14 protein-coding genes are annotated in these 22,981 nt (G+C 69.8%); 2 read left to right on the top strand and 12 right to left on the bottom strand.

Annotated elements, in window-relative coordinates; translation table 11 throughout:
- Positions 1 to 57: 57 nt before the first annotated feature.
- The 4 genes from uvrC to uvrB form a co-directional block, all read right to left on the bottom strand.
- Positions 58 to 2,166, bottom strand: coding sequence for an excinuclease ABC subunit UvrC (uvrC, locus tag ASF23_RS00850; RefSeq protein ID WP_082473670.1), 2,109 nt, complete (start codon positions 2,164 to 2,166; stop codon positions 58 to 60).
- The gene (uvrA, locus tag ASF23_RS00845) at positions 2,167 to 5,244 is read right to left on the bottom strand and encodes an excinuclease ABC subunit UvrA (protein WP_055947635.1); all 3,078 of its coding nucleotides are present in this window, start codon (positions 5,242 to 5,244) and stop codon (positions 2,167 to 2,169) included.
- A 138-nt stretch (positions 5,245 to 5,382) separates the two neighbouring features.
- Positions 5,383 to 6,294 (bottom strand): SDR family NAD(P)-dependent oxidoreductase, encoded by a 912-nt coding sequence (locus ASF23_RS00840; RefSeq protein WP_055947633.1) that lies wholly within the window; start codon positions 6,292 to 6,294, stop codon positions 5,383 to 5,385.
- A complete protein-coding gene (gene uvrB / locus ASF23_RS00835; RefSeq protein ID WP_055947630.1) occupies positions 6,284 to 8,356 on the bottom strand; it encodes an excinuclease ABC subunit UvrB in 2,073 nt (690 codons plus the stop codon). Before uvrB ends, ASF23_RS00840 begins: the two co-directional genes overlap by 11 nt.
- Before the next feature lie 165 nt (positions 8,357 to 8,521).
- Here uvrB and ASF23_RS00830 point away from each other — a divergent pair, with 165 nt between their 5' ends.
- Positions 8,522 to 9,856 (top strand): MFS transporter, encoded by a 1,335-nt coding sequence (locus tag ASF23_RS00830; protein ID WP_055947627.1) that lies wholly within the window; start codon positions 8,522 to 8,524, stop codon positions 9,854 to 9,856.
- A gap of 135 nt (positions 9,857 to 9,991) precedes the next feature.
- Here the strand turns inward: ASF23_RS00830 and ASF23_RS00825 are convergent, their stop codons facing one another.
- The 8 genes from ASF23_RS00825 to polA all read right to left on the bottom strand — a co-directional run bounded on the left by ASF23_RS00825 (position 9,992) and on the right by polA (position 22,368).
- Complete coding sequence (locus ASF23_RS00825) at positions 9,992 to 11,491, bottom strand: acyltransferase (protein ID WP_055947625.1); 1,500 nt, start codon at positions 11,489 to 11,491, stop codon at positions 9,992 to 9,994.
- A gap of 149 nt (positions 11,492 to 11,640) precedes the next feature.
- Positions 11,641 to 13,170 carry a class I adenylate-forming enzyme family protein gene (locus ASF23_RS00820; protein ID WP_055947622.1) on the bottom strand — a complete coding sequence of 510 codons (1,530 nt, stop codon included), beginning with the start codon at positions 13,168 to 13,170 and terminating at the stop codon, positions 11,641 to 11,643.
- Positions 13,171 to 13,192: 22 nt separating this feature from the next.
- Positions 13,193 to 14,305, bottom strand: coding sequence for a BPSS1187 family protein (locus ASF23_RS00815; RefSeq protein ID WP_055947621.1), 1,113 nt, complete (start codon positions 14,303 to 14,305; stop codon positions 13,193 to 13,195).
- Positions 14,306 to 14,414: 109 nt separating this feature from the next.
- A complete protein-coding gene (locus ASF23_RS00810; RefSeq protein WP_156364029.1) occupies positions 14,415 to 15,545 on the bottom strand; it encodes a BPSS1187 family protein in 1,131 nt (376 codons plus the stop codon).
- A 93-nt stretch (positions 15,546 to 15,638) separates the two neighbouring features.
- Complete coding sequence (gene coaE / locus ASF23_RS00805) at positions 15,639 to 16,244, bottom strand: dephospho-CoA kinase (RefSeq protein ID WP_055947614.1); 606 nt, start codon at positions 16,242 to 16,244, stop codon at positions 15,639 to 15,641.
- Between the two features lie 102 nt (positions 16,245 to 16,346).
- Complete coding sequence (gene rpsA / locus ASF23_RS00800) at positions 16,347 to 17,819, bottom strand: 30S ribosomal protein S1 (protein ID WP_055947612.1); 1,473 nt, start codon at positions 17,817 to 17,819, stop codon at positions 16,347 to 16,349.
- A 150-nt stretch (positions 17,820 to 17,969) separates the two neighbouring features.
- Entirely contained in the window at positions 17,970 to 19,649 is a 1,680-nt protein-coding gene (locus ASF23_RS00795; RefSeq protein ID WP_055947610.1) for a DUF885 domain-containing protein, read from the bottom strand.
- Positions 19,650 to 19,707: 58 nt separating this feature from the next.
- Positions 19,708 to 22,368, bottom strand: a complete 2,661-nt coding sequence (gene polA, locus ASF23_RS00790; RefSeq protein WP_055947608.1) for a DNA polymerase I — start codon at positions 22,366 to 22,368, stop codon at positions 19,708 to 19,710.
- 51 nt (positions 22,369 to 22,419) lie between these two features.
- Here polA and ASF23_RS00785 point away from each other — a divergent pair, with 51 nt between their 5' ends.
- Complete coding sequence (locus ASF23_RS00785) at positions 22,420 to 22,845, top strand: hotdog fold thioesterase (protein ID WP_055947605.1); 426 nt, start codon at positions 22,420 to 22,422, stop codon at positions 22,843 to 22,845.
- Positions 22,846 to 22,981 lie beyond the last annotated feature (136 nt).

The raw sequence follows: 22,981 nt of genomic DNA, 5'->3' as shown, positions 1-22,981 counted from the left end.
GCCGTTCACCCTCACCGGCCGCCCGGACACGACCGCGTACCGGCCTGGAGGGTCGGATCACGACCGCGACGACGGCGCCAGTTCCGAGGTGGTCGGTTCCGCTCTGTCCAAGTCCGTGACGAGCGCGTGGGTGCCGCCCCGTCCCTCCAGACCGTCCGCTGCACCGTCGTCGGCGGCGACCCCGCCGTCGGCGGCGACCGTCCCCTCGTCCACCGCGGCCGCCTGCGCAGCCGCGACCGCGGCACCGGAGAGCGTCGCGAGACGATCCCGCACCATGGTCGACGTCGCGGTCCCGATCCCGGGCACCTCGGCGATCTGCTCCGCCGTCGCGGACCGCAGCCGAGCGACGGACCCGAAGTGCTTCAGCAGTGCGTTCACGCGGGTGGGCCCGAGCCCGGGGATCTCGGCCAGCTGCGACCGGAGATCGCGCTTCCGCCGAGTGCGCTGGTGGGTGATCGCGAAGCGGTGCGCCTCGTCGCGGATGCGCTGGATGAGGAACAGCGCCTCGGAGTTGCGGGGCAGGATCACCGGGAAGTCATCGTCGGGGAGCCAGAGCTCCTCGAGGCGCTTCGCGATGCCGACGAGTGCGATGTCCGTGACACCGGCGTCCGCGAACGCCCGAGCCGCAGCGGCCACCTGCGGCTGCCCGCCGTCGACGATGAGCAACTGTGGACGGTAGGCGAACCGCTTCTTCTTGGGCCCTTCGTCGACGACGACGTCGACGCTCGTCGGGTCGGGGGCCGGCGGCTCGTCCGGGTCCTCGTCGAGGCGCGCGAGACGCCTGCTCAGCACCTGGTAGATGCTGTCCGTGTCGTCCCGTGACTCGGCGATCGTGTACCGCCGGTACTGGTCCTTCCGGGGCAGGCCGTCCTCGAACACCACCATCGACCCGACGATGTTCGTGCCCTGCAGGTGCGAGATGTCGTAGCACTCCATGCGGAGTGGAGCCTCGGTCATCCCGAGGGCGTCCTGGATGTCCGCGAGCGCCGCGGAGCGGGTCGTGTAGTCGCTCGACCGCTTCGTCTTGTAGAGCATCAGCGCCTGCTTGGCGTTGAGGTCCGCGGTCTTCGCCAGCCCCGCCCGGTCCCCGCGCTGGGCGGTGCTCAGCTTCGTGCCGCGGCCACCGCGACGGTCGCTGAGCCACCCCTGGAGCGCATCAGCGTCCTCCGGCAGCGCCGGCACCACGACTTCGCGCGGGGGCTCCTCACCCGTCGCACCCGGCGAGTTGCCGTCGCCGGCGTACACGCCCTGCACGATCTGCTCGACGAGGTCGCCGGTCGCGATGTCGATCTCCTTGTCGACGACCCACCCACGGACACCGCGGATGCGGCCACCGCGCACCGTGAACATCTGCACCGCCGCGGCGAGCTCGTCCTCCGCGATCCCGAACAGATCGAGGTCCACCGAGTCCTTGAGCACGACGGCACTCTTCTCGAGCACGGCCTCGAGGGCGCCGACCTGGTCACGGAACCTGGCCGCCTGCTCGAACTCCATGGCGTCCGCCGACGCCGCCATCCGCTGCCGGAGGCGCGTGATGACGCTGCGGTCGTACGAGTTCATGAACCGTACGAACTCCTCGACGATCGCGCGGTGCTCGTCGATCGACACCTTGCCGGAACACGGGCCGCCGCACTTGCCGATCTGACCCGGGAAGCACGGTCGTCCGGTCGCCATGGCGTTCTTGTAGCTCGAGTCCGAGCAGGTGCGGATCGGGAACACCTTGATCATCAGGTCGATGGTGTCGTGCACCGCCCAGATCTTCGGGTACGGGCCGAAGTACTTGGCACCCTTGATCTTCCGGTTGCGCGTGACCATCACGCGCGGTGCCTCGTCGCCGAGGGTGATCGCCATGTACGGGTACGACTTGTCGTCGCGGAACTTGACGTTGAACGGCGGATCGAACTCCTTGATCCAGGTGTATTCGAGCTGGAGCGCCTCGATCTCGCTGCCGACGACGGTCCACTCGACGCTCGAAGCCGACAGCACCATCCGCCGGGTCCGCTCGTGCAGGGTCCGGAGCGGCGCGAAGTAGTTGCTGAGCCTGGCCCGCAGGTTCTTCGCCTTGCCGACGTAGAGCACGCGACCGCTGTCGTTCCGCCAGCGGTACACGCCGGGATCGGTCGGGATCTCACCGGCCTTCGGGCGCCACGGGACGGTGTCGGCCACCTATCGAGCTCCCACGGGCTTCTTGCTCGACCGACGAGCCGCCCCCGCGCCGTTCGCCCCCGCGCCGTTCGACCCCGCGCCGTTCGACCCTTCGCCGGGGGCGCGGTGGCCGACGGACCGACCGGTCCCGACCCTGGCGTCCTGGGCGTCGAGGATCTCCTTGATGAACACGCCCGTGTGGCTCGCCGCGACCTCCGCGACCTGCTCGGGGGTGCCGGTCGCGAGGACCTCGCCGCCGCCCGCACCGCCCTCGGGACCCATGTCGATCAGCCAGTCCGCGGACTTGATGACGTCGAGGTTGTGCTCGATCGTGATGACCGTGTTGCCCTTGTCGACCAGCCCCTGCAGGACGACCAACAGCTTGCGGACGTCCTCGAAGTGGAGTCCGGTCGTCGGCTCGTCGAGGACGTAGACGGTCCGGCCGTTCGACCGGCGCTGGAGTTCCGTCGCGAGCTTGACGCGCTGCGCCTCGCCACCGGAGAGCGTCGTGGCCGACTGCCCGAGTCGGACGTACCCGAGCCCGACGTCGACGAGCGTCGCCATGAACCGGTGGATCGAGGAGATCGGCTCGAAGAACTCCGCCGCCTCGCTGATCGGCATGTCGAGCACCTCGGAGATGTTCTTGTTCTTGTAGTGCACCTGCAGCGTCTCGCGGTTGTAGCGAGCACCACCACAGACCTCGCACGCCACGTAGACGTCCGGCAGGAAGTTCATCTCGATCTTGATGGTGCCGTCACCCGCGCAGTTCTCGCAGCGACCGCCCTTGACGTTGAAGCTGAACCGTCCGGGGAGGTACCCGCGCGCCTTGGCCTCCTGCGTCTCGGCGAACAACTGGCGGATCTTGTCGAAGACGCCCGTGTAGGTGGCGGGGTTCGAGCGCGGGGTCCGCCCGATCGGCGCCTGGTCGACGTGCACGACCTTGTCGAGCAGATCGAGGCCCTTGACGCGCGTGTGCTTGCCGGCGATGTGCCGGGCACCGTTGAGCTGGTTGGCGAGCACCTTGTAGAGGATGTCGTTGACGAGCGTCGACTTGCCCGAGCCGCTGACCCCGGTCACCGTGGTGAACACGCCGAGCGGGAAGTCCGCGTCGATGTTCTTGAGGTTGTTCGCCCGGGCACCCTGCACCGTGATCATGCGCTTCTTGTCGATCTTCCGACGCTTCTTCGGCATCTCGATCGACCGGCGGCCGGACAGGTAGTCGCCCGTGTAGGACTCCCGGTTCTCCAGGAGGCCCTCGTACGAACCGGAGTGCACCACACGGCCGCCGTTCACGCCGGCACCGGGGCCGATGTCGACGACCCAGTCCGCCGTGCGGATGGTGTCTTCGTCGTGCTCGACGACGATGAGGGTGTTGCCGAGGTTCTTCAGCTTGACGAGGGTGTCGATCAGCCGGCGGTTGTCGCGCTGGTGCAGACCGATGCTCGGCTCGTCGAGGACGTAGAGCACCCCGGTCAGGCCGGACCCGATCTGCGTCGCGAGTCGGATGCGCTGCGCCTCGCCACCCGAGAGCCCACCGGCGCCGCGGGCGAGCGTCAGGTAGTTGAGGCCGACCTCGAGCAGGAACTCGAGCCGAGCTCGGATCTCGCGGAGGACGGCGGCGGCGATGTGCGCCTCGCGCTTGGTCAGCGTCAGGTCGTCCATGAACCCGTACGCCTGGTCGAGCGACATGTCGGTGACGTCGGCGATGCTGTGGCCGTCGACCGTGACACCGAGGACCTCGGGCTTGAGCCGCGTGCCCTCGCACACCGGGCACGGCACCTCGCGCAGGTAGCCCTGGAACCGCTGCCGCTGCGCGTCGGTCTCCGCTTCGGCGTACTTCCGCTCGATGTACGGCATGACGCCTTCGAAGCCCGACGTGTACCGCATCTCGCGACCGAAGCGGTTCTTCCAGGAGACGTTGACCGTGAAGTCCTTGCCGGTGAGGATCGCGGCCTGGATCGTCGGGTCGAGCGAGCTCCACGGGGTGCTCAGCGTGAACCCGAGCTCCTTGCCGAGACCGGCGAGGAGCTTCTCGAAGTAGCTGTACATGCCGCTCGTACCGGTCCACGGCAGGATCACGCCCCCCGACAGGCTCGCATCGGGGTCGCCGAGCACCAGGTCGGGGTCGACGGACATCCGGGTGCCGAGGCCCGAGCACTCCGGGCACGCACCGAACGGGGCGTTGAACGAGAAGGTGCGCGGCTCGATCTCGGTGAGCGCGAGCGGGTGGTTGTTCGGACACGAGAGGTTCTCGGAGTACGTGCGGACCGCCCCGGCGCCCTCGTGGTCGACGAGGTCGATCCCGACCGTGCCGCCGGTGAGCCGCAGCGCGGTCTCGAGGGAGTCGGTGAGGCGGTTCAGGATGTCCTCGCCCGACACCAGGCGGTCGACGATGACCGAGATGTCGTGCTTGACCTGCTTCTTGAGGGTCGGCGGGCTGCTCAGCTGGATGCGTTCGCCATCGACGATGGCACGCGAGTAGCCGGACGCCGCGAGCTCCTGGAACAGGTCGACGAACTCGCCCTTCTTCTTGGAGACGATCGGCGCGAGGACCTGGAAACGCGTGCCGGTGTCGAAGGTCATGAGCTGGTCGGCGATCTGCTGCACGGTCTGCTTGCTGATCACTTCGCCGCAGACGGGGCAGTGCGGGATCCCGATGCGCGCCCACAGGAGCCGCATGTAGTCGTAGACCTCGGTGATGGTGCCCACTGTGGACCGGGGGTTCCGGTTCGTGGACTTCTGGTCGATCGACACCGCGGGGCTCAGGCCCTCGATGAAGTCGACGTCGGGGCGCTCGACCTGGCCGAGGAACTGCCTGGCGTAGGCGGACAGCGACTCGACGTAGCGGCGCTGGCCCTCGGCGAAGATCGTGTCGAACGCGAGAGACGACTTGCCGGACCCGGAGAGACCCGTGAACACGACGAGGGAGTCGCGCGGGATCTCGAGGTCCACGTCGCGCAGGTTGTGCACGCGTGCGCCACGGACGCTCAGGGTCGTCAGGCCGCCGGGGCCGTTCGCACCGGGGATGTGGGGGTCGGCGAGCTCGCCGAATGCGGTCCGGTCGTCCATGGAGGCGTCGCGGTCAGAGGTGATCGTCATCACCGAGGAGTCTACGGATCGCCGCCGACATCCGGCCGGGTGGTCGGTTCGCCAGTGGCGGACGGGAGGCACGGATCACCGCCGCCACGGGCCTCCAGTCCGGAGCGGACGCGCGAGGACGGGTCGGTGGCTCGGCCGTCAGCCGCGCGTGCCGAGGTCGAGCGGCACGCCGCTCAGCCGCTCGCTCGCCGTCCACAGGTGCGCGGCCACGTTCCGATCGTGGGCGCGCGGTTTCGCGGGCACCACCGCGGGCGTCCCACGGAGTTGCATCCACCCGTCGGGACCCCAGTACTCCCCCGACCGGACCCCGGCTCCGACCGCGGCATGGACGAGCGGGGTGGCGCCCGCGTCCTTGCCCTGCGCCCAGAGATGCTCGCCCGCTCGGACCCATCCCGGGGTCGGCGTGGTCGCGAGCACTCCGGGACGGGCCGGCGCGAGCGTGTCGAGCGAGAAGCCCGGATGAGCGACGACGCTCGACACACGGGAACCGGCGTCGGCGAGGCGCTCCGCGAGCTCGAACCCGAAGAGCATCACGGCGAGCTTGCTCCTGGCGTACTGCAGGTAGTTGACGTAGGGCTGCGCCCGCTCGGGACGCGCCTGGTCGAGCCACGCCCAGCGATGGCTGATGCTGCCGAGGTGCACCACGCGTCCGCCCGTCGCCTCGAGGAGCGGGAGGATCCGAGCGGTCCAGGCGAAGTGCCCGATGTGGTTCGTGCCGAACTGCAGCTCGATGCCCTGCGCGGTGGTCTGCGGCGAGCCCGAGCCGACGACACCGGCGTTGTTCAGCACCGCGTGGACCGGTCCGAGGTCCGCGAGGGCGTCGGCGGCGGCGCGCACGCTGTCGAGGTCGGCGAGGTCGATGTGCAGGTGCTCGAGGTCCGCATCGGGAACGACCGCCCTGATGCTCCGGTCGGCGGCCTGGGCTTTGGTCGGGTTGCGCGTGGCGAGCACGACGCGGTGGCCGGCGGCCGCGAGCTGCTCGGACGCGAAGTACCCGAGCCCGGCACTCGCCCCGGTGACGACCACCGTGCGGTGCGACTCAGCGGACATGGCCGGCCGACTCCATCTGTCGCAGTGACTTCTTGAGGTCCTGGACCTCGTCGCGGAGCCGTGCCGCGAGCTCGAACTTGAGCTCCGCCGATGCCTGCAGCATCTGGTCCGTCAGGTCCCCGATCATCGACTCGAGCTGCGTCGCGCCCTCACCGGCGATGCCCTCGCGACGCAGGTTCGGTGTGGGCGAACGCTTCTTGTCCCCGGCACCGCGGCGTTCGAGGAGTTCGCGGGTGTCCTCGCCCTCTCTCGCCAGGATCTCGGTGATGTCCGCGATCTTCTTGCGGAGCGGCTGCGGATCGATCCCTCGCTCGAGGTTGTACGCCACCTGCTTCTCACGACGGCGATCGGTCTCGTCGAGCGCCTGACGCATCGAGTCGGTGATCTTGTCCGCGTACATGTGCACCTCGCCGCTGACGTTGCGGGCTGCACGACCGATCGTCTGGATGAGCGACGTCGAGGAGCGCAGGAACCCCTCTTTGTCGGCGTCGAGGATGGAGACGAGCGAGACCTCGGGGAGGTCGAGGCCCTCGCGGAGCAGGTTGATGCCGATGAGGACGTCGTAGACGCCCTGGCGGAGTTCGGTCAGCAGCTCGACGCGCTTCAGGGTGTCGACGTCGGAGTGCAGGTAACGCACCCGGACGCCGGCGTTCCCGAGGAAGTCCGTGAGCTCCTCGGCCATCCGCTTGGTGAGCGTCGTGACGAGGACGCGCTCGTTCCGCTCCGCTCGGATCTTGATCTCTTCGAGGAGGTCGTCGATCTGGCCGTCGCTCGGCTTGACCACGATCTGCGGATCGACGAGTCCGGTGGGCCGGATGATCTGTTCGACCACGCTGTCGGTGACGCCGAGCTCGTACCGGCCCGGGGTCGCCGACAGGTAGACCTTCTGTCCGACACGCCCGAGGAACTCCTCCCACGTCAGCGGTCGGTTGTCGAGTGCGCTCGGGAGCCGGAAGCCGTGCTCGACGAGGGTGCGCTTGCGGGAGGCGTCGCCCTCGTACATGGCCCCGATCTGCGGCACCGTGACGTGCGACTCGTCGATGACGACCAGGAAGTCGTCCGCGAAGTAGTCGATGAGGCAGTGCGGGGCCTCGCCGGGAGCGCGCTGGTCGATGTGCCGCGAGTAGTTCTCGATGCCGTTGCAGAACCCGATCTGCTCCATCATCTCGATGTCGTAGGTCGTGCGCATCCGGAGGCGCTGCGACTCGAGGAGCTTGCCCTGGCCGTCGAGCTCGGCGAGCCGCTCGGCGAGTTCGACCTTGATCGTCTCGATGGCACGGTGCATGACGTCCGTCGCAGCGACGTAGTGCGAGGCCGGGAACACCGAGACGGCATCGAGGTTCTCGATGACGGACCCGGTGAGCGGGTGGAGTGAGCTGAGGCCTTCGATCTCGTCACCGAACATCTCGATGCGGATCGCGTGCTCCTCGTACATCGGGATGATCTCGATGGTGTCGCCCCGGACGCGGAACGTGCCGCGTGCGAAGTCGACGTCGTTGCGCTGGTACTGCATGGCGACGAACTTGCGGACGAGCTGGTCGCGGGAGATCGTGCCGCCGACCTGGAGCGCGACCATGGCGTTCATGTACTGCTCTGGCGTCCCGAGGCCGTAGATGCAGGACACCGTCGACACCACCACGGTGTCCCGCCGGCTCAGCAGCGAGTTGGTCGTGGAGTGGCGGAGGCGCTCGACCTCGGCGTTGACCGACGAGTCCTTCTCGATGAACGTGTCCGTCTGCGGGACGTAGGCCTCGGGCTGGTAGTAGTCGTAGTAGGAGACGAAGTACTCCACCGCGTTGTTCGGGAGCAGGCTCCGGAACTCGTTCGCCAGCTGCGCGGCGAGGGTCTTGTTGTGCGCGAGCACGAGGGTCGGCCGCTGCACCTGCTCGATGAGCCAGGCGGTCGTGGCGGACTTGCCGGTCCCGGTGGCGCCGAGGAGCACGACATCGGTCTCGCCGGCGTTGATGCGGCCCGCGAGCTCGGCGATCGCGGCGGGCTGGTCACCGCTCGGCGAGTACTCGCTGATCACCTCGAACGGGCGGACGGCGCGGGTCGGTTCCATGCGTCAACTGTAGGCGTGGCCACTGACAGCGCGAGGGCTGCTCGCCGAGGGCGTATCGTGGCCCCATCGAGCTCTGAGTTGGCTGATAGGAAAGCTCGATAGCCTCGACCAGCTCTCAGGTCGAGCAGCGACCTCGATCACCCTTCCCCGAGTCCCGAGGACCCCATGACCACTGCTCCCGCTCCCGCTGCCCCGCCCCGGGCTGCCACCCCGCTCCGTGGCCGAGTCCGCGGCCGCGTGCTCATCATGCTCTGTGTCATGTACGCCATCTCGTACATCGACCGGACCAACATCTCCACCGCGCTGCCGCACATCAAGGCGGAGTTCGGGTTCAACGACGCGACCGCCGGTGTGATCATCGCGGCGTTCTCGATCCCCTACGCGTTCCTGCAGGTCTTCGGCGGTCTCGTGGGCGAGAAGGTCGGACCTCGTCGGGCCCTGTTCGTCATCACGATGGTGATGGGCGTCGCCACGCTCCTCACCGGGTTCGCCGTGGGCTTCTGGTCGCTGTTCGCGGCCCGGGTCCTCCTCGGTCTCGGTGAGGCGGCGGCGTTCCCGACGGCGACCCAGGCGATGAGCCGGTGGATCCCCCGCGACCGGAACGGCTTCGCGCAGGGCGTCGTGCACTCCGCGGCCCGCCTCGGCAACGCCCTCGCACCGCTGCTCGTCGCGGGCGTCATCGCCTGGAGCGGTGAGTGGCGCTGGGCGTTCTTCACGACCGCGATCCTCTCGATCGCCTGGGGCATCTGCTGGTTCTTCTTCTTCCGCGACAAGCCCGAGACCTACCCCGGTATCCAGGCCGAAGAGATCGCTGAGCTCCCGCCGGTGGAGACGCGCGCGACCCGCCCGCCGGTGCCGTGGTGGCCGCTGGCGAAGCAGATCCTCCCCGTCACCTTCGTCGACTTCGGCTACGGCTGGACCCTCTGGGTGTTCCTCACCTGGCTCCCGACGTTCCTCAGCGACACGTACAAGCTCCCCATCGGCAGCTTCGCGCTCTTCACCACGCTGATCCTGCTCGCCGGGGTCGTCGGGGACACCGTCGGTGGGATGCTCAGCGACCGGATCATCCACCGCGGGGGCGACTCGCGGCACGCACGTCGGATCATCCTCGTGGTGGGTCTCGGCGGGTCGCTGGTCTGCCTGATCCCCCTCGTGATCGGTCAGGGACTCCTGGTCGCGGCGATCTCGCTCGCGCTGTCGTTCTTCTTCCTCGAACTCTGCAACGCGAACCTCTGGGCGATCCCGATGGACGTCGCACCGCAGTGGTCCGGTACGGCGTCGGGCTTCATGAACACCGGGTTCGGCATCGCCGGCGTGCTCTCGCCGATCATCTTCGGTCTGCTCATCGACGCCTCGGGGTGGCAACTGCCCTTCGCCCTGTCCTGCGTGCTCCTCGGTGCCGCCGCGGTGGTCGCGTGGTTCATGAAGCCCAAGCGCCTGACCGTCACCGACGGTGTCCTCGAGGTCGGCATCCCGAAGGCGGAGCAGACGACGCACTGAGCGCCGCACCCCGGTCGCACCCACCGGTTCGGGACACCAGGACGGACTCGTTCCCGGGCCGGCTGTCCCGAACCGGGCGTTCTGACCGCAGCCGGACGGAGCAACCCAGGGTGCCGCCTGGATGCACGGTGCCCCTCAGGAACGCGGGTAGGGCTTCCCGACGTCGTCGGTCTCCCCCACGAGGGCATCGTCCGGTTCGAGGGGCTCACCCGTCGGCGGCACCGCGTCTGCGGCTCCACCAGCGACATCGGCATCGGGAGCTGCGTCCGAGGGCCCCGCGACGGTGCCGGAACCGGCCACGTCGCCGACCGACGGCTGGTCTGCGGACGCGGGTCGCGCCTCCAGTCCGGACGCGGTACCGGCCGTCGCGACGGACGCGGTACCGGCCGACCCGGCCGTCGCGACGGACGCGGTGCCGGCCGACGCGGCCGCAGCGCCGGCAGCGGCCGCCTTCGCGCGACGCGCGGCACGGGCCTTCCGCGATCCGAGCGAGGGCCGACCCGTGAGCGGCACGCTGAGCGGCGTCCAGCGGAAGAGCTCGGTGACCGCCACGGCACCGATCACGACGAGCACGTACATGACGGGCGTGAGCCAGGGCTGTGGGACGTGCCGCTCCATCCAGCTATCCCCGTAGAGCAGGATCCAGATGACGAACGGGTGGCTCAGGAAGATGCCGAACGACCGGTCCGAGCCGTAGTCGATGATCTTGGCGAGGCGGCTGTCCGGGTCCCGACGATCGGCCCACCCCGCTCCGAGCGCGAGGAACCCGAGCCCGACGACCGTGCTCCAGATGACCTGGATCGGCTGGTTCGGCGTCCCGGCGGCGTAGAGCGAGTCACCCCGCACGACGATCTGCAGCCACCAGACGAGCAGGGTCGCGAGTGCCGTGGCCAGGACGATCCAGCCGATGAGGCGGCGCTTGACACGGACCCAGGTGAGGAACGCCTCGGCGTGGTCGGCCGCGACCGCCCCGGACACGATGAAGAACACGTACATGAAGAAGAACTGCTTCGTGTAGCCGTGGAAGCCGCCGAACGCGTCGTAGTTGTACTTGTAGACGGAGTACACGGCGAGGTTGACCGCCAGCGCCACGAACACCAGCGTCCAGTGGTGCCCGCGGGTCTTCCGGACGAGCCACATGATCGCCGGCAGCAGCAGGTAGACCTGCATCGTCACGAGCAGGAAGTACAGGTGGTACCAGGATGTACCGGACACGACACCGTGCGCGAACGTGGTGACGAGGGTCGGGACGTCGCCACGGGTGGTCGAGCTGATGAGCCACGCGGACAGGACGTAGACGAACGACCACGCGAGGTACGGCACGCCGACGAGCAGGAACCGTTTCGGCCAGAACTCGGACATCGGCCGCGGTCGGAGCGTGTAGCTGTACACGAGCACGAACGCCGTGAGCGAGAAGAAGACGAGCCGCGTGAAGTGCAGCAGCGCGAGCGCCGCGAAGTAGAAGTGGTTGTCAGGCGCCGTCGTGTGCGACGTCGTGTGCACCCCGATGACGCACGCGAAGGTCAGGATCCGGAGGACGTCGACCTCGTAGAGGTGCCGCGGACGACCGTTCCGCATGGTCGGCGTGGTCACGGGGGCGCCGGTCGACGGCGGGGTGTGGACGGGCTGCTGCACCGCCCAAGGCTACGGCAGGATCCGATGAGCGGGCCGCGTCCGCCATGTGGCGGTGACCGTCGGACTGGAGGAACGGCGCGGCACGTGCGCCCGGTGTCGCGTCCGGCAGCGGGCCACGTCCGGCAGCGGGCCGCGTTCCGGTCGACGGGTCAGTCGGTGGTCGCCATCGCACGCACCCTGGCGCGCTGCACCTTGCCGGTCGGTGCCCGGGGCAGGTCCGGCACCATGATGATCTCGACCGGGCGACGGAACCGGGTGAGGTGCGCGACGCAACGGTCGGCGAGCTCCGCGGTGAAGGCATCGGCGTCGATGTCCTCGTCACCCGGCTGGGCGATGACGTAGGCGATCGGGACGTGTCCCAGGATCGGGTCCGGCCGTCCCACGACGACGGCCTCGAGCACGCGGGCGTCCCCGAGCAGGACGTCCTCGACCTCGGACGGGTAGACCTTCTCGCCGCCGCGGTTGATCACGTCGTCCGACCGACCGGCGAGTGACACCCAGCCGTCCTCGGACACCGAGCCGAGGTCACCGGTGCTGAGCCAGCCCCCGTCGTCGAAACGGTCCGAGGCGCGACCGAACAGGTACCGGTGCACGATGCCCTGGCCCCGGATCCAGAGTGCCCCGACCTCGCCGGGGGGAAGGACCGCGCCGTCGTCGCCACGGACCTCGACCTCCGACCCGACCGGGACCCCGACGGAGCCGGCACGGGGCGATGCGCCGAGCGGGGTCGCGGTGATCTGGCTCGCGCCCTCGGTCATCCCCCAGCTGATCACGAGCGGGGTGTCGCCGAGGGCCTCTCGGACCGGGTCCGGCAGGGGCGCGGACGCGCTCCGGACGAACCGGAGGCCGGCGGGCAGATCGAGCGGTCCGGTCTTGGCGAGGACCGCGAGCACCGCGGGGACGGCGTTCAGCCAGGTGATGCGTCGTTCGGCGAGGAGCTCCCAGAACCCCGTCCGACGGAACCGTCGGTCGAGCACCAGGGTCGCTCCGGCGACGAGCGTGCTCAGGACGCCGACCACCTCGGCGTTGACGTGGAAGAGCGGGAGGGAGTTGAAGCCGCGGTCCCGATCGGTCATCGCGTTGTGGTCCGCCACGGCCCTGGCGACGAACATGAGCTGGGGCTCCGGCAGCTCGACACCCTTCGGGGTCCCGGTGGACCCGGAGGTGAAGAGCACGACCGATCCGGTGTCCAGGGCGTCCGGGTTGCTCGGCGGCACCGAGCCGCCGCGGAGGCCGACGACCGCGAACGACGCCGGATCGATGCGCGCCGCGGGCACCCCGTCGATGGTGGCGTCCTCGTCCCGGTCGGACACGACGAGCGATGCGCCCCGCAGGAGTTCCGCGAGTCGAGCGGGCTCGGAGACGGGCTGACCCGTGTCGACCGGGATCGACCGTCGACCGGAGGCCAGCGCCGCGACGTGCACGACCGCGAACGACAGGGGGTCGCCGACGTCGACGAGCACGCCGCCCGACGGGGCGATGTCGAGCGCGTCGAAGGTGGACGTCCACGTGCTCACGGCATCGGCGAACCCGCCGTAGGTCAGTGCACGGTCGGATCGGGCGTCTTCGAGGAACGGGTGGTCCGGCGACGTGTCGCCCCGACGCCGGACGAGTTCGATCAGGGACTCGTCGTCCGAGACGGCTTCGGTCACCGCGGGGCGTTCGGCATCGTGCTGCACGGGATCATCGTATTGCTGATTCCTATGACCCGGCGGATGGTGTGGGAGCAGGAGTGGTCGACGGATCCGCGGCTCCCTCGCCCTGGTGGACGTCCGGGAGGGGGAACCGCCGGAGCATCCACTCCCAGAGCGGGAGCATCCTCGGGGACCCGTTCGCCGCGAGCGGGGTCGAGTCGTCGATCGTCAGCGAGTGCGACTGGTCGGGGTCGCCGACGTCGAGCCGCGTCAGGATCGCATGTGTCGTCCGATCGGCGGGCGGGGCGGTGGTCGTCGTCATGTAGGGGCCGTGCGGTCCGTCGAGCCCGAGCACCCTCCAGGATCCGCGGATCCGCGGACCGAAGACGTCGCGGACGTCGTCGAGGGAGTACATCCTCGACGTCGGCGTCACGCCCGGGTGGTCCATCCACGCGGCGTGGAAGGACCCGTCCGACTCCACGGGCGACGAGAACATCAGCGCACCGAGCACCGGCCGGATGTGGGAGATGTAGGCCGCCTCGCCCCCGCCCTGGGAGTGGCCCGCGACGACGATGTCCGACCACTGGATCGCACCGTCCGGCGCGACGAAGCGCGACCAGCCACCCGCGGGGTCCGCTGTGGACAGGTGTGCGATCGCGTCCCGGAAGCGCGACGTGATCGAACCGACGGGTCCGACGTCGCTGTACCGCGACGAGTCGGTCCCGTCGAAGCGGTTCCGCTGCACCTCGGAGTAGCACCGGGGGTCCGCCTCGCACGTGCCGGAGAGCGTCGTCCCGAGGTTCCAGTAGTCGAGACCGAGCACGTGGTAGCCGGCGGCCGTCGCCGTCGACAGGAAGAGCTGGTAGTCGGCGGGCTTGGCCCTGGTCGCGGGCAGGAAGAGCATCAGCGGGCCGTCGTCGACCGTCCGCGCGGCGAAGTCGGTCTTGTTCGGGGTCAGCCGGTTGCCGTCGATCGCTCCGATGCGGAACCGCGTGAAGTCGCGGTCGACGTCCGGGACCGGCACGTGTCCGAGTGCCCCGGACGGCGCCGACGACCGCGCGGCGGCCGGATCGTGGGCGTCCTGGCGCCGATCGACCGCGACGAACACCGCGATGATGATCGCGAGGACGACGACCACCGCGAGCGGGACGCGGAGGAACCTCGGCAGGACGGATCGCACGAGGTCAGGCTATCCAGCGGACACGGGCAGGCTCCGTGAGGGACCGTCCGCGGCTCTCAGGATGGGCGGCCGTCCGCCGTGAGGACGCTGGGCGCCGGCTTCCGGCCAGCTACTCGTCCGTGGCCGGCTCCGGGTGCACGAGCGGCACCGCGAACCGCCCGAGCATCCACTCCCACACCGGCAGCAGCACCGGGTTCCCCGCCGCGTCCCTCGGGGTGCCGTCGCTGACGACGATCGAGTGCGCGCGGCGTCCGAACGGGACCGGCACCGTGGTCTCGATCACGTGCGGATCGGTGATCGGCGTGCCGGAACGGGTGACGAACGGCCGGCGAGCACCCTCGAGCGCGAGCGATCGCCACGACGGCCGGATGAACCGCCCGAGTTCGTCGTGGACGTGCGCCAGGGCGTAGAACCGCGAGGTCGGGGTCCGGCCGGGCCGGTCGAGCCACGACGCGTGCGACTGTCCCCGCGACACCGCCGGGGCTCCGAACATCAGCACCCCCTGCACGCTCCGGATGTGCCCGATGTACGCCGCCTCGCTGCCGCCCTGTGAGTGCCCGGCGACGACGATGTCCTGCCACTGCACACGGCCACCCTGCACGAACCGACCCCACCCGCCCGCGGGGTCCGCAGCGTCGAGGTGGCGTACGGCCGAGCGGAGCCGGTTGACGATCGACCCGGCCGGGTCGACCCGCGAGTGCCTGGAGGCAGCAGTGCCGTCGAACCGGTTCCGCTGGACCGCGGTGTAGCAGTGCGGATGTCCCCCGCAGGTCCGCGACAGCGTCCGTCCGAGGTTCCAGTAGTCGAGACCGATCACGTGGTAGCCGGACGCCGTGGCCGCCGAGAGGAACTCGGTGTAGTCGGACGGCTGCGCCCGTGTCGCGGGCAGGAACAGCAGCAGCGGACCGTTCGCGACGCTCCGCGCCGCGAGGTCGTCGCGGTTCGGGCGGAGGGTGGCGCCCTCCGCGCCCCCCAGCCGGAACCGCTGGAAGCGGTCGGGGTCCGAGCCGGGAGGCGCGCCCCGGTCCCGGTGCGCACCGTGCCGCCGGTCGTGGGTCGGTTCCGGCACCGGGGTCCTGGCGACGGAGGCCCCGTTCGCGAGGAGCTCGCGGCCGGCGGCGTCGGCGGTCGTCCTGACGTCCACCGCCACGAACACGGCCGTCATGGCGAGCACGGACAGCACGCCGACGGCGACGAGTCGTGACCAGGGGCGCACGCGCCTCGATCGGGAATCCCCCACGGATCGTCCTCTTTCCCACACTCGTGTCCCGTGTCCCGGGCTGTCCCGCGACCACGGTCGTGTCCCGGGCCGTCCGGCGACCGGTCGACGTCCTCAGGATGCCGTGACGCGCCTCCAGACCGCATCAGCCGATCGGATGGTGTCCTCGAGCGAACCGGTGGCGTCGACCACCTCGTCCGCGAGCGCGAGCCGATCGGCGTCGCTCGCCTGCGCGCCGATGCGCCGCTCCGCCTCCGGACGGCCCATCCCACGATGTTCCACCAGCCGTTCGATGCGCACGGCGGCCGGTGCGTCCACTACCACCACCGCGTCGAAGCGGAGCGGGCGCCCCTCGGCCGCCTCGGCGAGGAGCGGCACGTCGTAGACGACGACGGCGTCCGGATCGGCGTCCTGGGCGGCCGCGAACCGCTCCTGCGCGAGGCGCCAGACCTCGGGATGGGTGATCGCGTTGAGGTCGGCCCGTGCATCGGCGTCGGAGAACACGATGGTGCCGAGCGCCGGCCGATCGAGGGCGCCGTCGGGTGCGATCACGCTCGGACCGAACCGCTCCGCGATCGCCGCGAGACCGGGGGTGCCAGGATCGACGGCCGCGCGCGCGAGCCGGTCGGCGTCGACGATCACCGCACCGTGTTCCGCCCACCGTCGCGAGACCGTGGACTTGCCCGCGGCGATGCCGCCCGTCAACCCGATGATGCGCACGCGGCCAGCCTAACGAGCATCGCGCTCGGAACCGCCGAACGCCCGGCCCCACGAGGGGACCGGGCGTTCGGACTGCTGCACCGACGAGTCGGTGCGGGGAACTCAGTTCTGGCTGAGCTTCTCGCGGAGCGCTGCGAGGGACGCGTCGTCGGCGAGGGTGCCGGCGCCAGCGGTCTCGCTCGAGAAGGACGATCCACCGGCTGCCGGCGATGCCGACGATGCCGCGGGAGCGTCGAACCCGGCTGCCTCTTCCACCAGGGAAGCGGCGACCTGCTTCTTGTGGGCCTCCCAGCGTGCCTGGGCTGCCGCGTACTCCTTCTCCCACGCGTCGCGCTGGGTCTCGAAGCCCTCGCGCCACTCGTTGGTCTCCGGGTCGAAGCCGTCCGGGTACTTGTAGTCACCCTTGTCGTCGTACTCGGTCGGCATGCCGTAGAGCGCCGGGTCGAACTCGTCGCCCTCGGGGTCGACGCCCTCGTTCGCCTGCTTGAGGCTGAGCGAGATGCGGCGACGGTCGAGGTCGATGTCGATGATCTTGACGAACACCTCGTCGCCGACGGCGACGACCTGCTCGGCGAGCTCGACGTGCTTGTTCGACAGCTCCGAGATGTGCACGAGGCCCTCGATGCCGTCTGCGACGCGCACGAACGCACCGAACGGGACGAGCTTCGTGACCTTGCCCGGTGCGACCTGCCCGATCGCGTGCGTGCGGGCGAACACCTGCCACGGGTCTTCCTGCGTCGCCTTGAGGCTCAGCGAGACACGCTCGCGGTCCAGGTCCACCTCGAGGATCTCGACGGTGACTTCCTGACCGACCTCGACGACCTCCGAGGCGTGCTCGATGTGCTTCCAGGAGAGCTCCGACACGTGCACGAGGCCGTCGACGCCGCCGAGGTCGACGAACGCGCCGAAGTTGACGATCGACGAGACGATGCCCTTGCGGACCTGGCCCTTGTGCAGGTTGTTGAGGAACGTCGTCCGGGACTCGGACTGCGTCTGCTCGAGGAGCGCACGGCGCGACAGGACCACGTTGTTGCGGTTCTTGTCGAGCTCGAGGATCTTCGCCTCGATCTCCTGGCCGAGGTACGGCGTGAGGTCGCGGACACGGCGGAGCTCGATGAGCGATGCCGGGAGGAAGCCACGGAGACCGATGTCGACGATGAGACCGCCCTTGACGACCTCGATGACCGTCCCGGTCACGACGCCGTCGGACTCCTTGATCTTCTCGACGTCTCCCCATGCACGCTCGTACTGAGCACGCTTCTTGGAGAGGATCAGCCGACCTTCCTTGTCCTCCTTCTGGAGAACCAGGGCCTCGACCTCGTCGCCGACCTGGACGACCTCGTTGGGGTCCACGTCGTGCTTGATGGAGAGCTCGCGGGAGGGGATCACACCCTCCGTCTTGTAACCGACGTCGAGGAGGACCTCGTCGCGGTCGATCTTCACGACGGTGCCGGAGATGAGGTCTCCGTCGTTGAAGAACTTCAGGGTCTTCTCGACCTCGGCCAGGAAGTCATCAGCCGAACCGATGTCGTTGATGGCGACCTGCTTGGGAGCCTTGGTCGTGGTGGTTGTCATGTAGGAATTACTCCATTGGGCACTGATCGGGCCACGGGGACGGACGGGGAGATGGCTCCCGGATCCGGGGATTCGCCGTGGCGGTGTGGGATGTTCGACGCGGATTGCGCCGCACTAGTCTAACGGGTTCGCGAGGCCGGTCACAATGACTCAGCCGAGCACCGCTTTCCGGAGGGTGTCGAGCCCGATCGAGCCGAGCGCCAGGGCCTCCGCGTGGAAGCGCTTGAGGTCGAAGGACTCCCCCGCACGCGCCGCTGCCTCGTCGCGGATGGACTCCCAGACCCGCTGCCCGACCTTGTAGGACGGGGCCTGTCCGGGCCAGCCGAAGTACCGGTCGACCTCGAACCGGATGAAGGCGTCGTCCATGTTGACGTTCTCGCGCATGAACCCCAGGGCGTACTCGTGCGTCCAGCCGCCGCCGTCCGGGTTGGTCTTCTGCAGGTGCACGCCGATGTCGAGCACCACCCGCGCCGCACGCATGCGCTGACCGTCGAGCATGCCGAGTCGGTCGCCGTCGTCGTCCAGGTAGCCGAGCTCGTCCATGAGGCGTTCCGCGTAGAGCGCCCACCCCTCGACATGCCCCGAGCTGCCGGACAGCTGCCGTCGCCAGGTGTTCAGCTCCCCGCGGTTGTAGACGCCCTGGCTGATCTGCAGGTGGTGGCCCGGGATGCCCTCGTGGTAGACGGTGGTCTTCTCGCGCCACGTGTTGAACTCGGTGACGCCCTCGGGCACCGACCACCACATCCGGCCCGGACGCGAGAAGTCGTCGCTCGGCCCCGTGTAGTAGATCCCGCCGTCCTTCGTGGGCGCGATCCGGCACTCCAGGCGGCGGATCGGGTCCGGTACCTCGAAGGCGGTGCCGGCGAGACCCGCGACCGCGGCGTCCGAGGTCTCCTGCATCCAGGCCCGGAGCGCGTCCGTGCCGTTGAGTCGACGTGCGGGATCGGCGTCGAGGAGCTCGATCGCGCGGGCCACCGACGCCCCGGACTCGATGCGGTCGGCGATCCGCTCCTGCTCCTCGCTCATCCGCGCGAGCTCGGCGATGCCCCACTCGTAGGTCTCATCGAGGTCGACGACGGCGCCGAGGAACCGGCGGGAGTGCAGCTCGTAGGCCTCGCGCCCCACGGCGTCGACCGGCGTGGCGAGCGGCAGCAGCTCGTGGCGGAGGAACTCGCCGAGCGATCGGTAGGCGGCGGCGGCCATCTCGGCACCGCGGGTCAGGTCCGCGCGGAGCGATTCCGGCAGCGCTCCGCCGTCCTCGAGCGCGGCGCCGGAAGCGAGCTCGTCGAAGAACCCGCCGTCCTTGCCGTTCCGGAGGCACTGCTCGGCGACCGCCTCCACCTGGCGCACCGCGGGCACGACACCCTCGCGCGTGCCCTGCAGCAGGGTCTCGCGGTAGCCCTCGAGCGCGTCGCCCATGGTGGCGAGCCTCGACGCGATGTCCGTCCAGTCGTCGACGGTCGCGGTGGGCATGAGGTCGAGCGCCATCCGGAGGTCCTGCGACGGGCTCGCGATGACGTTGAGGTCCCGGAGGTGCAGGCGCCGTTCGTGGCTGAGGACGACGAGCTCGAGCTCGGCGTCGAGGTCGGTCTTCGTCACCTCGTCGACGCGGTCGACGGCGGGCGTCGCGGCCAGGGCGTCGCGGGTCCGGCGAGCCGCCTCGGCGAGGGCGTCCGCGCCGGCCGGGGAGGTGTCGCCCCACTCGCCCGTGCGTCCGGGCACGCCGATGTACGTGGCGACCGTCGGGTCGAGGTCGACGAGGGTGGCGACCCAGCCCTCGGCGATCGCGTCGACGTCGGACGGGGTGCGGTCTGGTCGTGCGTCGGTCATGCCCCGACCCTACCCACCCGCACCGACCCTCCCGTCCGGTGGGTGGCCAGGGTGCACGTCAGTGCGCCGCGACCTCCCAGTTGGGGCCGGTGCCGACCGACACGTCGAGCGGGACGGTCAGCTCGGCCGCGGCACCCATCCGGCGACGGACGAGCTCCTCGACCGCGGCCTCCTCGCCCGGAGCGACCTCGAGGATGAGCTCGTCGTGCACCTGGAGCAGCAGGTGCGACTCGTGACCGCCCGCGCGGAGGTCCTCCGTCACACCGAGCATCGCGATCTTGATGATGTCGGCGGCTGAGCCCTGGATCGGCGCGTTCAGCGCCGCTCGCTCGGCGTTCTCGCGGAGCACACGGTTCGGGCTCTTCAGGTCCCCGAACGGACGGCGTCGGCCGAAGATCGTCTCGGTGTAGCCGTCCTCGCGCGCCTGCTCGACGACGTTCCTGAGGTAGTCGCGGACCGCTCCGAACCGCTCGAAGTACCCCGTCATGAGTCCGCGGGCCTCCTTCTGGTCGATCCGGAGCTGCTTCGACAGGCCGAACGCACTGAGCCCGTAGGCGAGTCCGTAGGACATCGCCTTCACCTTGGTGCGCATCTCGGGACTGACCTCGGCTGGCTCGACCCCGAAGACACGGGCACCGACGAAGCGGTGCAGGTCCTCGCCCGCGTTGAACGCCTCGATGAGCCCCGGGTCGCCGGAGAGGTGCGCCATGATGCGCATCTCGATCTGCGAGTAGTCGGCGGTCAGCAGGGTCGTGAACGGGGCCTGGATCGTGAAGGCGCTGCGGACCCGACGCCCGACGGCGGTCTTGACCGGGATGTTCTGCAGGTTGGGGTCGGTCGACGAGATCCGGCCCGTGCTCGAGCCGGTCTGCTCGTACGTGGTGTGCACGCGGCCGTCGACCACCGCGGTGTCGAGGGTGTCCACGATCTGCCGGAGCTTCGTGGCGTCTCGGTGCTGGAGCAGGAGCCCGAGGAACGGGTGCGGGTGCTGGTCCTGGAGGTCGGCGAGGCTCGCGGCGTCGGTGGAGAACCCGGTCTTGGTCTTGCGGGTCTTCGGCATCGCGAGCTCGGTGAACAGGACCTCCTGCAGCTGCTTCGGGGAGCCGAGGTTGACCTCGTGCCCGATCTCCGCGAACGCCTGCTGGGCGAGGTCCGCCGCGCGGTCACCGAGCTCGTGCGACAGGTCCGCGAGCACGTCGTGGTCCATCGTGACACCGAGACGCTCCATGCCGGCGAGCACCGGCACGAGCGGGAGCTCGATGTCGTCGAGGACGCCGAGCGAACTCGGGTCGATCCGTGCGCGGAGGGCCGTCGTCACCCGGAGGACGTACCAGGCCTCCGTCGCGATGGTCGTCGGCTCGGACTCCGGCACGAGCTGGTTCGGGTCGGCGGTCGGCATCGACTCGCCGAGTTCGGCGTACACGAGGTCGTCGAGGGGTTGGCCCTGCTTGCCGGGGTTCGCGAGCCACCCCATGATCCTGGCGTCGCCGGCGATCCCGCCGACCGTGAACCCGGCGGTGCCGAGCGCGTGGACGGCGGCCTTGGCGTCGTGGAAGTGCTTCGGCGCGTCGGAGGCGAGCCACGCCTGGAGCTGCTCGTAGTCCTTGATGCCGCTGCCGCCCGGGACCATCACGGTGTCGTCGTGCGTGGCGATCCCGATCGCGCTGAGGCGGCCGTCGATCGTCTCGATCGCGACCCCGAAGGCGGCGTCGTCCGCCGTCTTCCGGTCGAGCCAGAACCCGAGCTCCTCGTCGATGAGGGTCCGGACGCCGGGCGCCGCGGGCCCGGTCGGCTCGGGCGCGTCGGCGGACGGCTCCGCGGACTCGCCGGAGCCCGCGACCTTGAAGACGCGGTCGAGGAGCGTCCGGAACTGCAGCTTCGCGAAGAGTTCGCGGACGGCGTCCTCGTCGACCGGGCGTCGCGCGAGGTCGGCGGGACCGACGGGCAGCTCGACGTCGCGCACGAGGCGGTTCAGCCGCCGGTTGAGGACCGCGCGGTCCTTCTGCTCCCGCAGGTTGTTGCCGACCACGCCCTTGATCTCGTCGGCGTGCTCGAGGACCGCGTCGAGCGAGCCGAACTGGTTGATCCACTTAACGGCGGTCTTCTCGCCGACCTTGTCGATCCCGATCAGGTTGTCGCTCGTCTCGCCGACCAGCGCCGCGACGTCCGGGTACTGGTGCGGCTCGATGCCGTAGCGCTCGAACACCTTGTCGCGGTCGTACCGGGTGAGCTCGGACACGCCGCGCACCGACGGGTACAGGAGCGTCACCCGGTCGTCGACGAGCTGGATCGCGTCGCGGTCACCGGAGACGACGAACACCTGGAACCCCTGCTCCGCACCCTGCAGGGACAGCGTCGCGAGGATGTCGTCGGCCTCGTAGTCCTCTTTCGTGACGGTCGTGATGCCCATGGCGTGCAGGGCCTCCTGCAGGAGCGGGATCTGGCCCTTGAACTCCGCCGGGGTCTCGTTCCTGGTGCCCTTGTAGGCCTCGTACTCGCGCGTGCGGAAGGAGTACCGCGAGATGTCGAACGCGACCGCGAGGTGGGTCGGCTTCTCGCGCTGGAGGAGCATCAGCAGCATCGAGATGAAGCCGTGGATGGCGTTGGTGTGCTGCCCCTCGCGGTTCACGAAGCTGTCGACCGGGAGCGCGTAGAACGCCCGGAACGCCAGCGAGTGTCCGTCGATGACCAGAAGGGTAGGCTTTTCAGGATCCGACACCCCGCCACACTACAAGCGACAGGTGACAACGACCGACCGCCGAGGAGCCCCGTGACCGACACCCAGCCGACCACTCCTCCGACCGGCGCCGAGCGGCTCGAGCTCCGCGGGGTCGGCCCCCTCGCCGAGAAGATGGGGATCGTCGTCACGGAGATGGGCGCGGAACGTGCCGTCGGCACGATGCCGGTCGAGGGCAACACCCAGCCGGTCGGGATCCTGCACGGCGGCGCGTACGTGGTCCTCGCGGAGAGCCTCGGCTCGATGGCCGCGACCGTCCATGCTGGTCCCGGGCGCATCGCCGTCGGCATCGAGCTGAACGCATCGCACTCGCGGAGCGCCACCACCGGTACCGTCACCGGGACGTGCACGGCACTCCACCTCGGGCGCACCCTCGCCACGCACGAGATCGTCCTGACCGACGACCAGGGCCGTCGGCTGTCGACGGTGCGGATCACGAACTTCCTGCGGGACGCGTAGGCGGCGGTCGTCCCGCGTCACCGCCTGGCGGACTGGAGGGACGGTGCGGGACCGCGCCGTCCCTCCAGTCCGCGCGTGGCAGCGTCCGGAAACGGAACACGCCGCGTCCCCGAGGGGCACGCGGCGTGTTCTGCGG

It is taken from the genome of Curtobacterium sp. Leaf261, from assembly GCF_001422205.1.
GTDB lineage: Bacteria > Actinomycetota > Actinomycetes > Actinomycetales > Microbacteriaceae > Curtobacterium.
This window is presented reverse-complemented; position numbering and strand designations above follow the sequence as displayed.

What these genes read in the sequence shown, in the direction of transcription:
- uvrB (WP_055947630.1), bottom strand. Translation starts at nt 8,356, where the DNA reads ATGGAACCGACCCGCGCCGTCCGCCCGTTCGAGGTGATCAGCGAGTAC.
- ASF23_RS00840 (WP_055947633.1), bottom strand. Translation starts at nt 6,294, where the DNA reads ATGTCCGCTGAGTCGCACCGCACGGTGGTCGTCACCGGGGCGAGTGCC.
- ASF23_RS00830 (WP_055947627.1), top strand. Translation starts at nt 8,522, where the DNA reads ATGACCACTGCTCCCGCTCCCGCTGCCCCGCCCCGGGCTGCCACCCCG.
- rpsA (WP_055947612.1), bottom strand. Translation starts at nt 17,819, where the DNA reads ATGACAACCACCACGACCAAGGCTCCCAAGCAGGTCGCCATCAACGAC.
- ASF23_RS00795 (WP_055947610.1), bottom strand. Translation starts at nt 19,649, where the DNA reads ATGACCGACGCACGACCAGACCGCACCCCGTCCGACGTCGACGCGATC.
- uvrA (WP_055947635.1), bottom strand. Translation starts at nt 5,244, where the DNA reads ATGACGATCACCTCTGACCGCGACGCCTCCATGGACGACCGGACCGCA.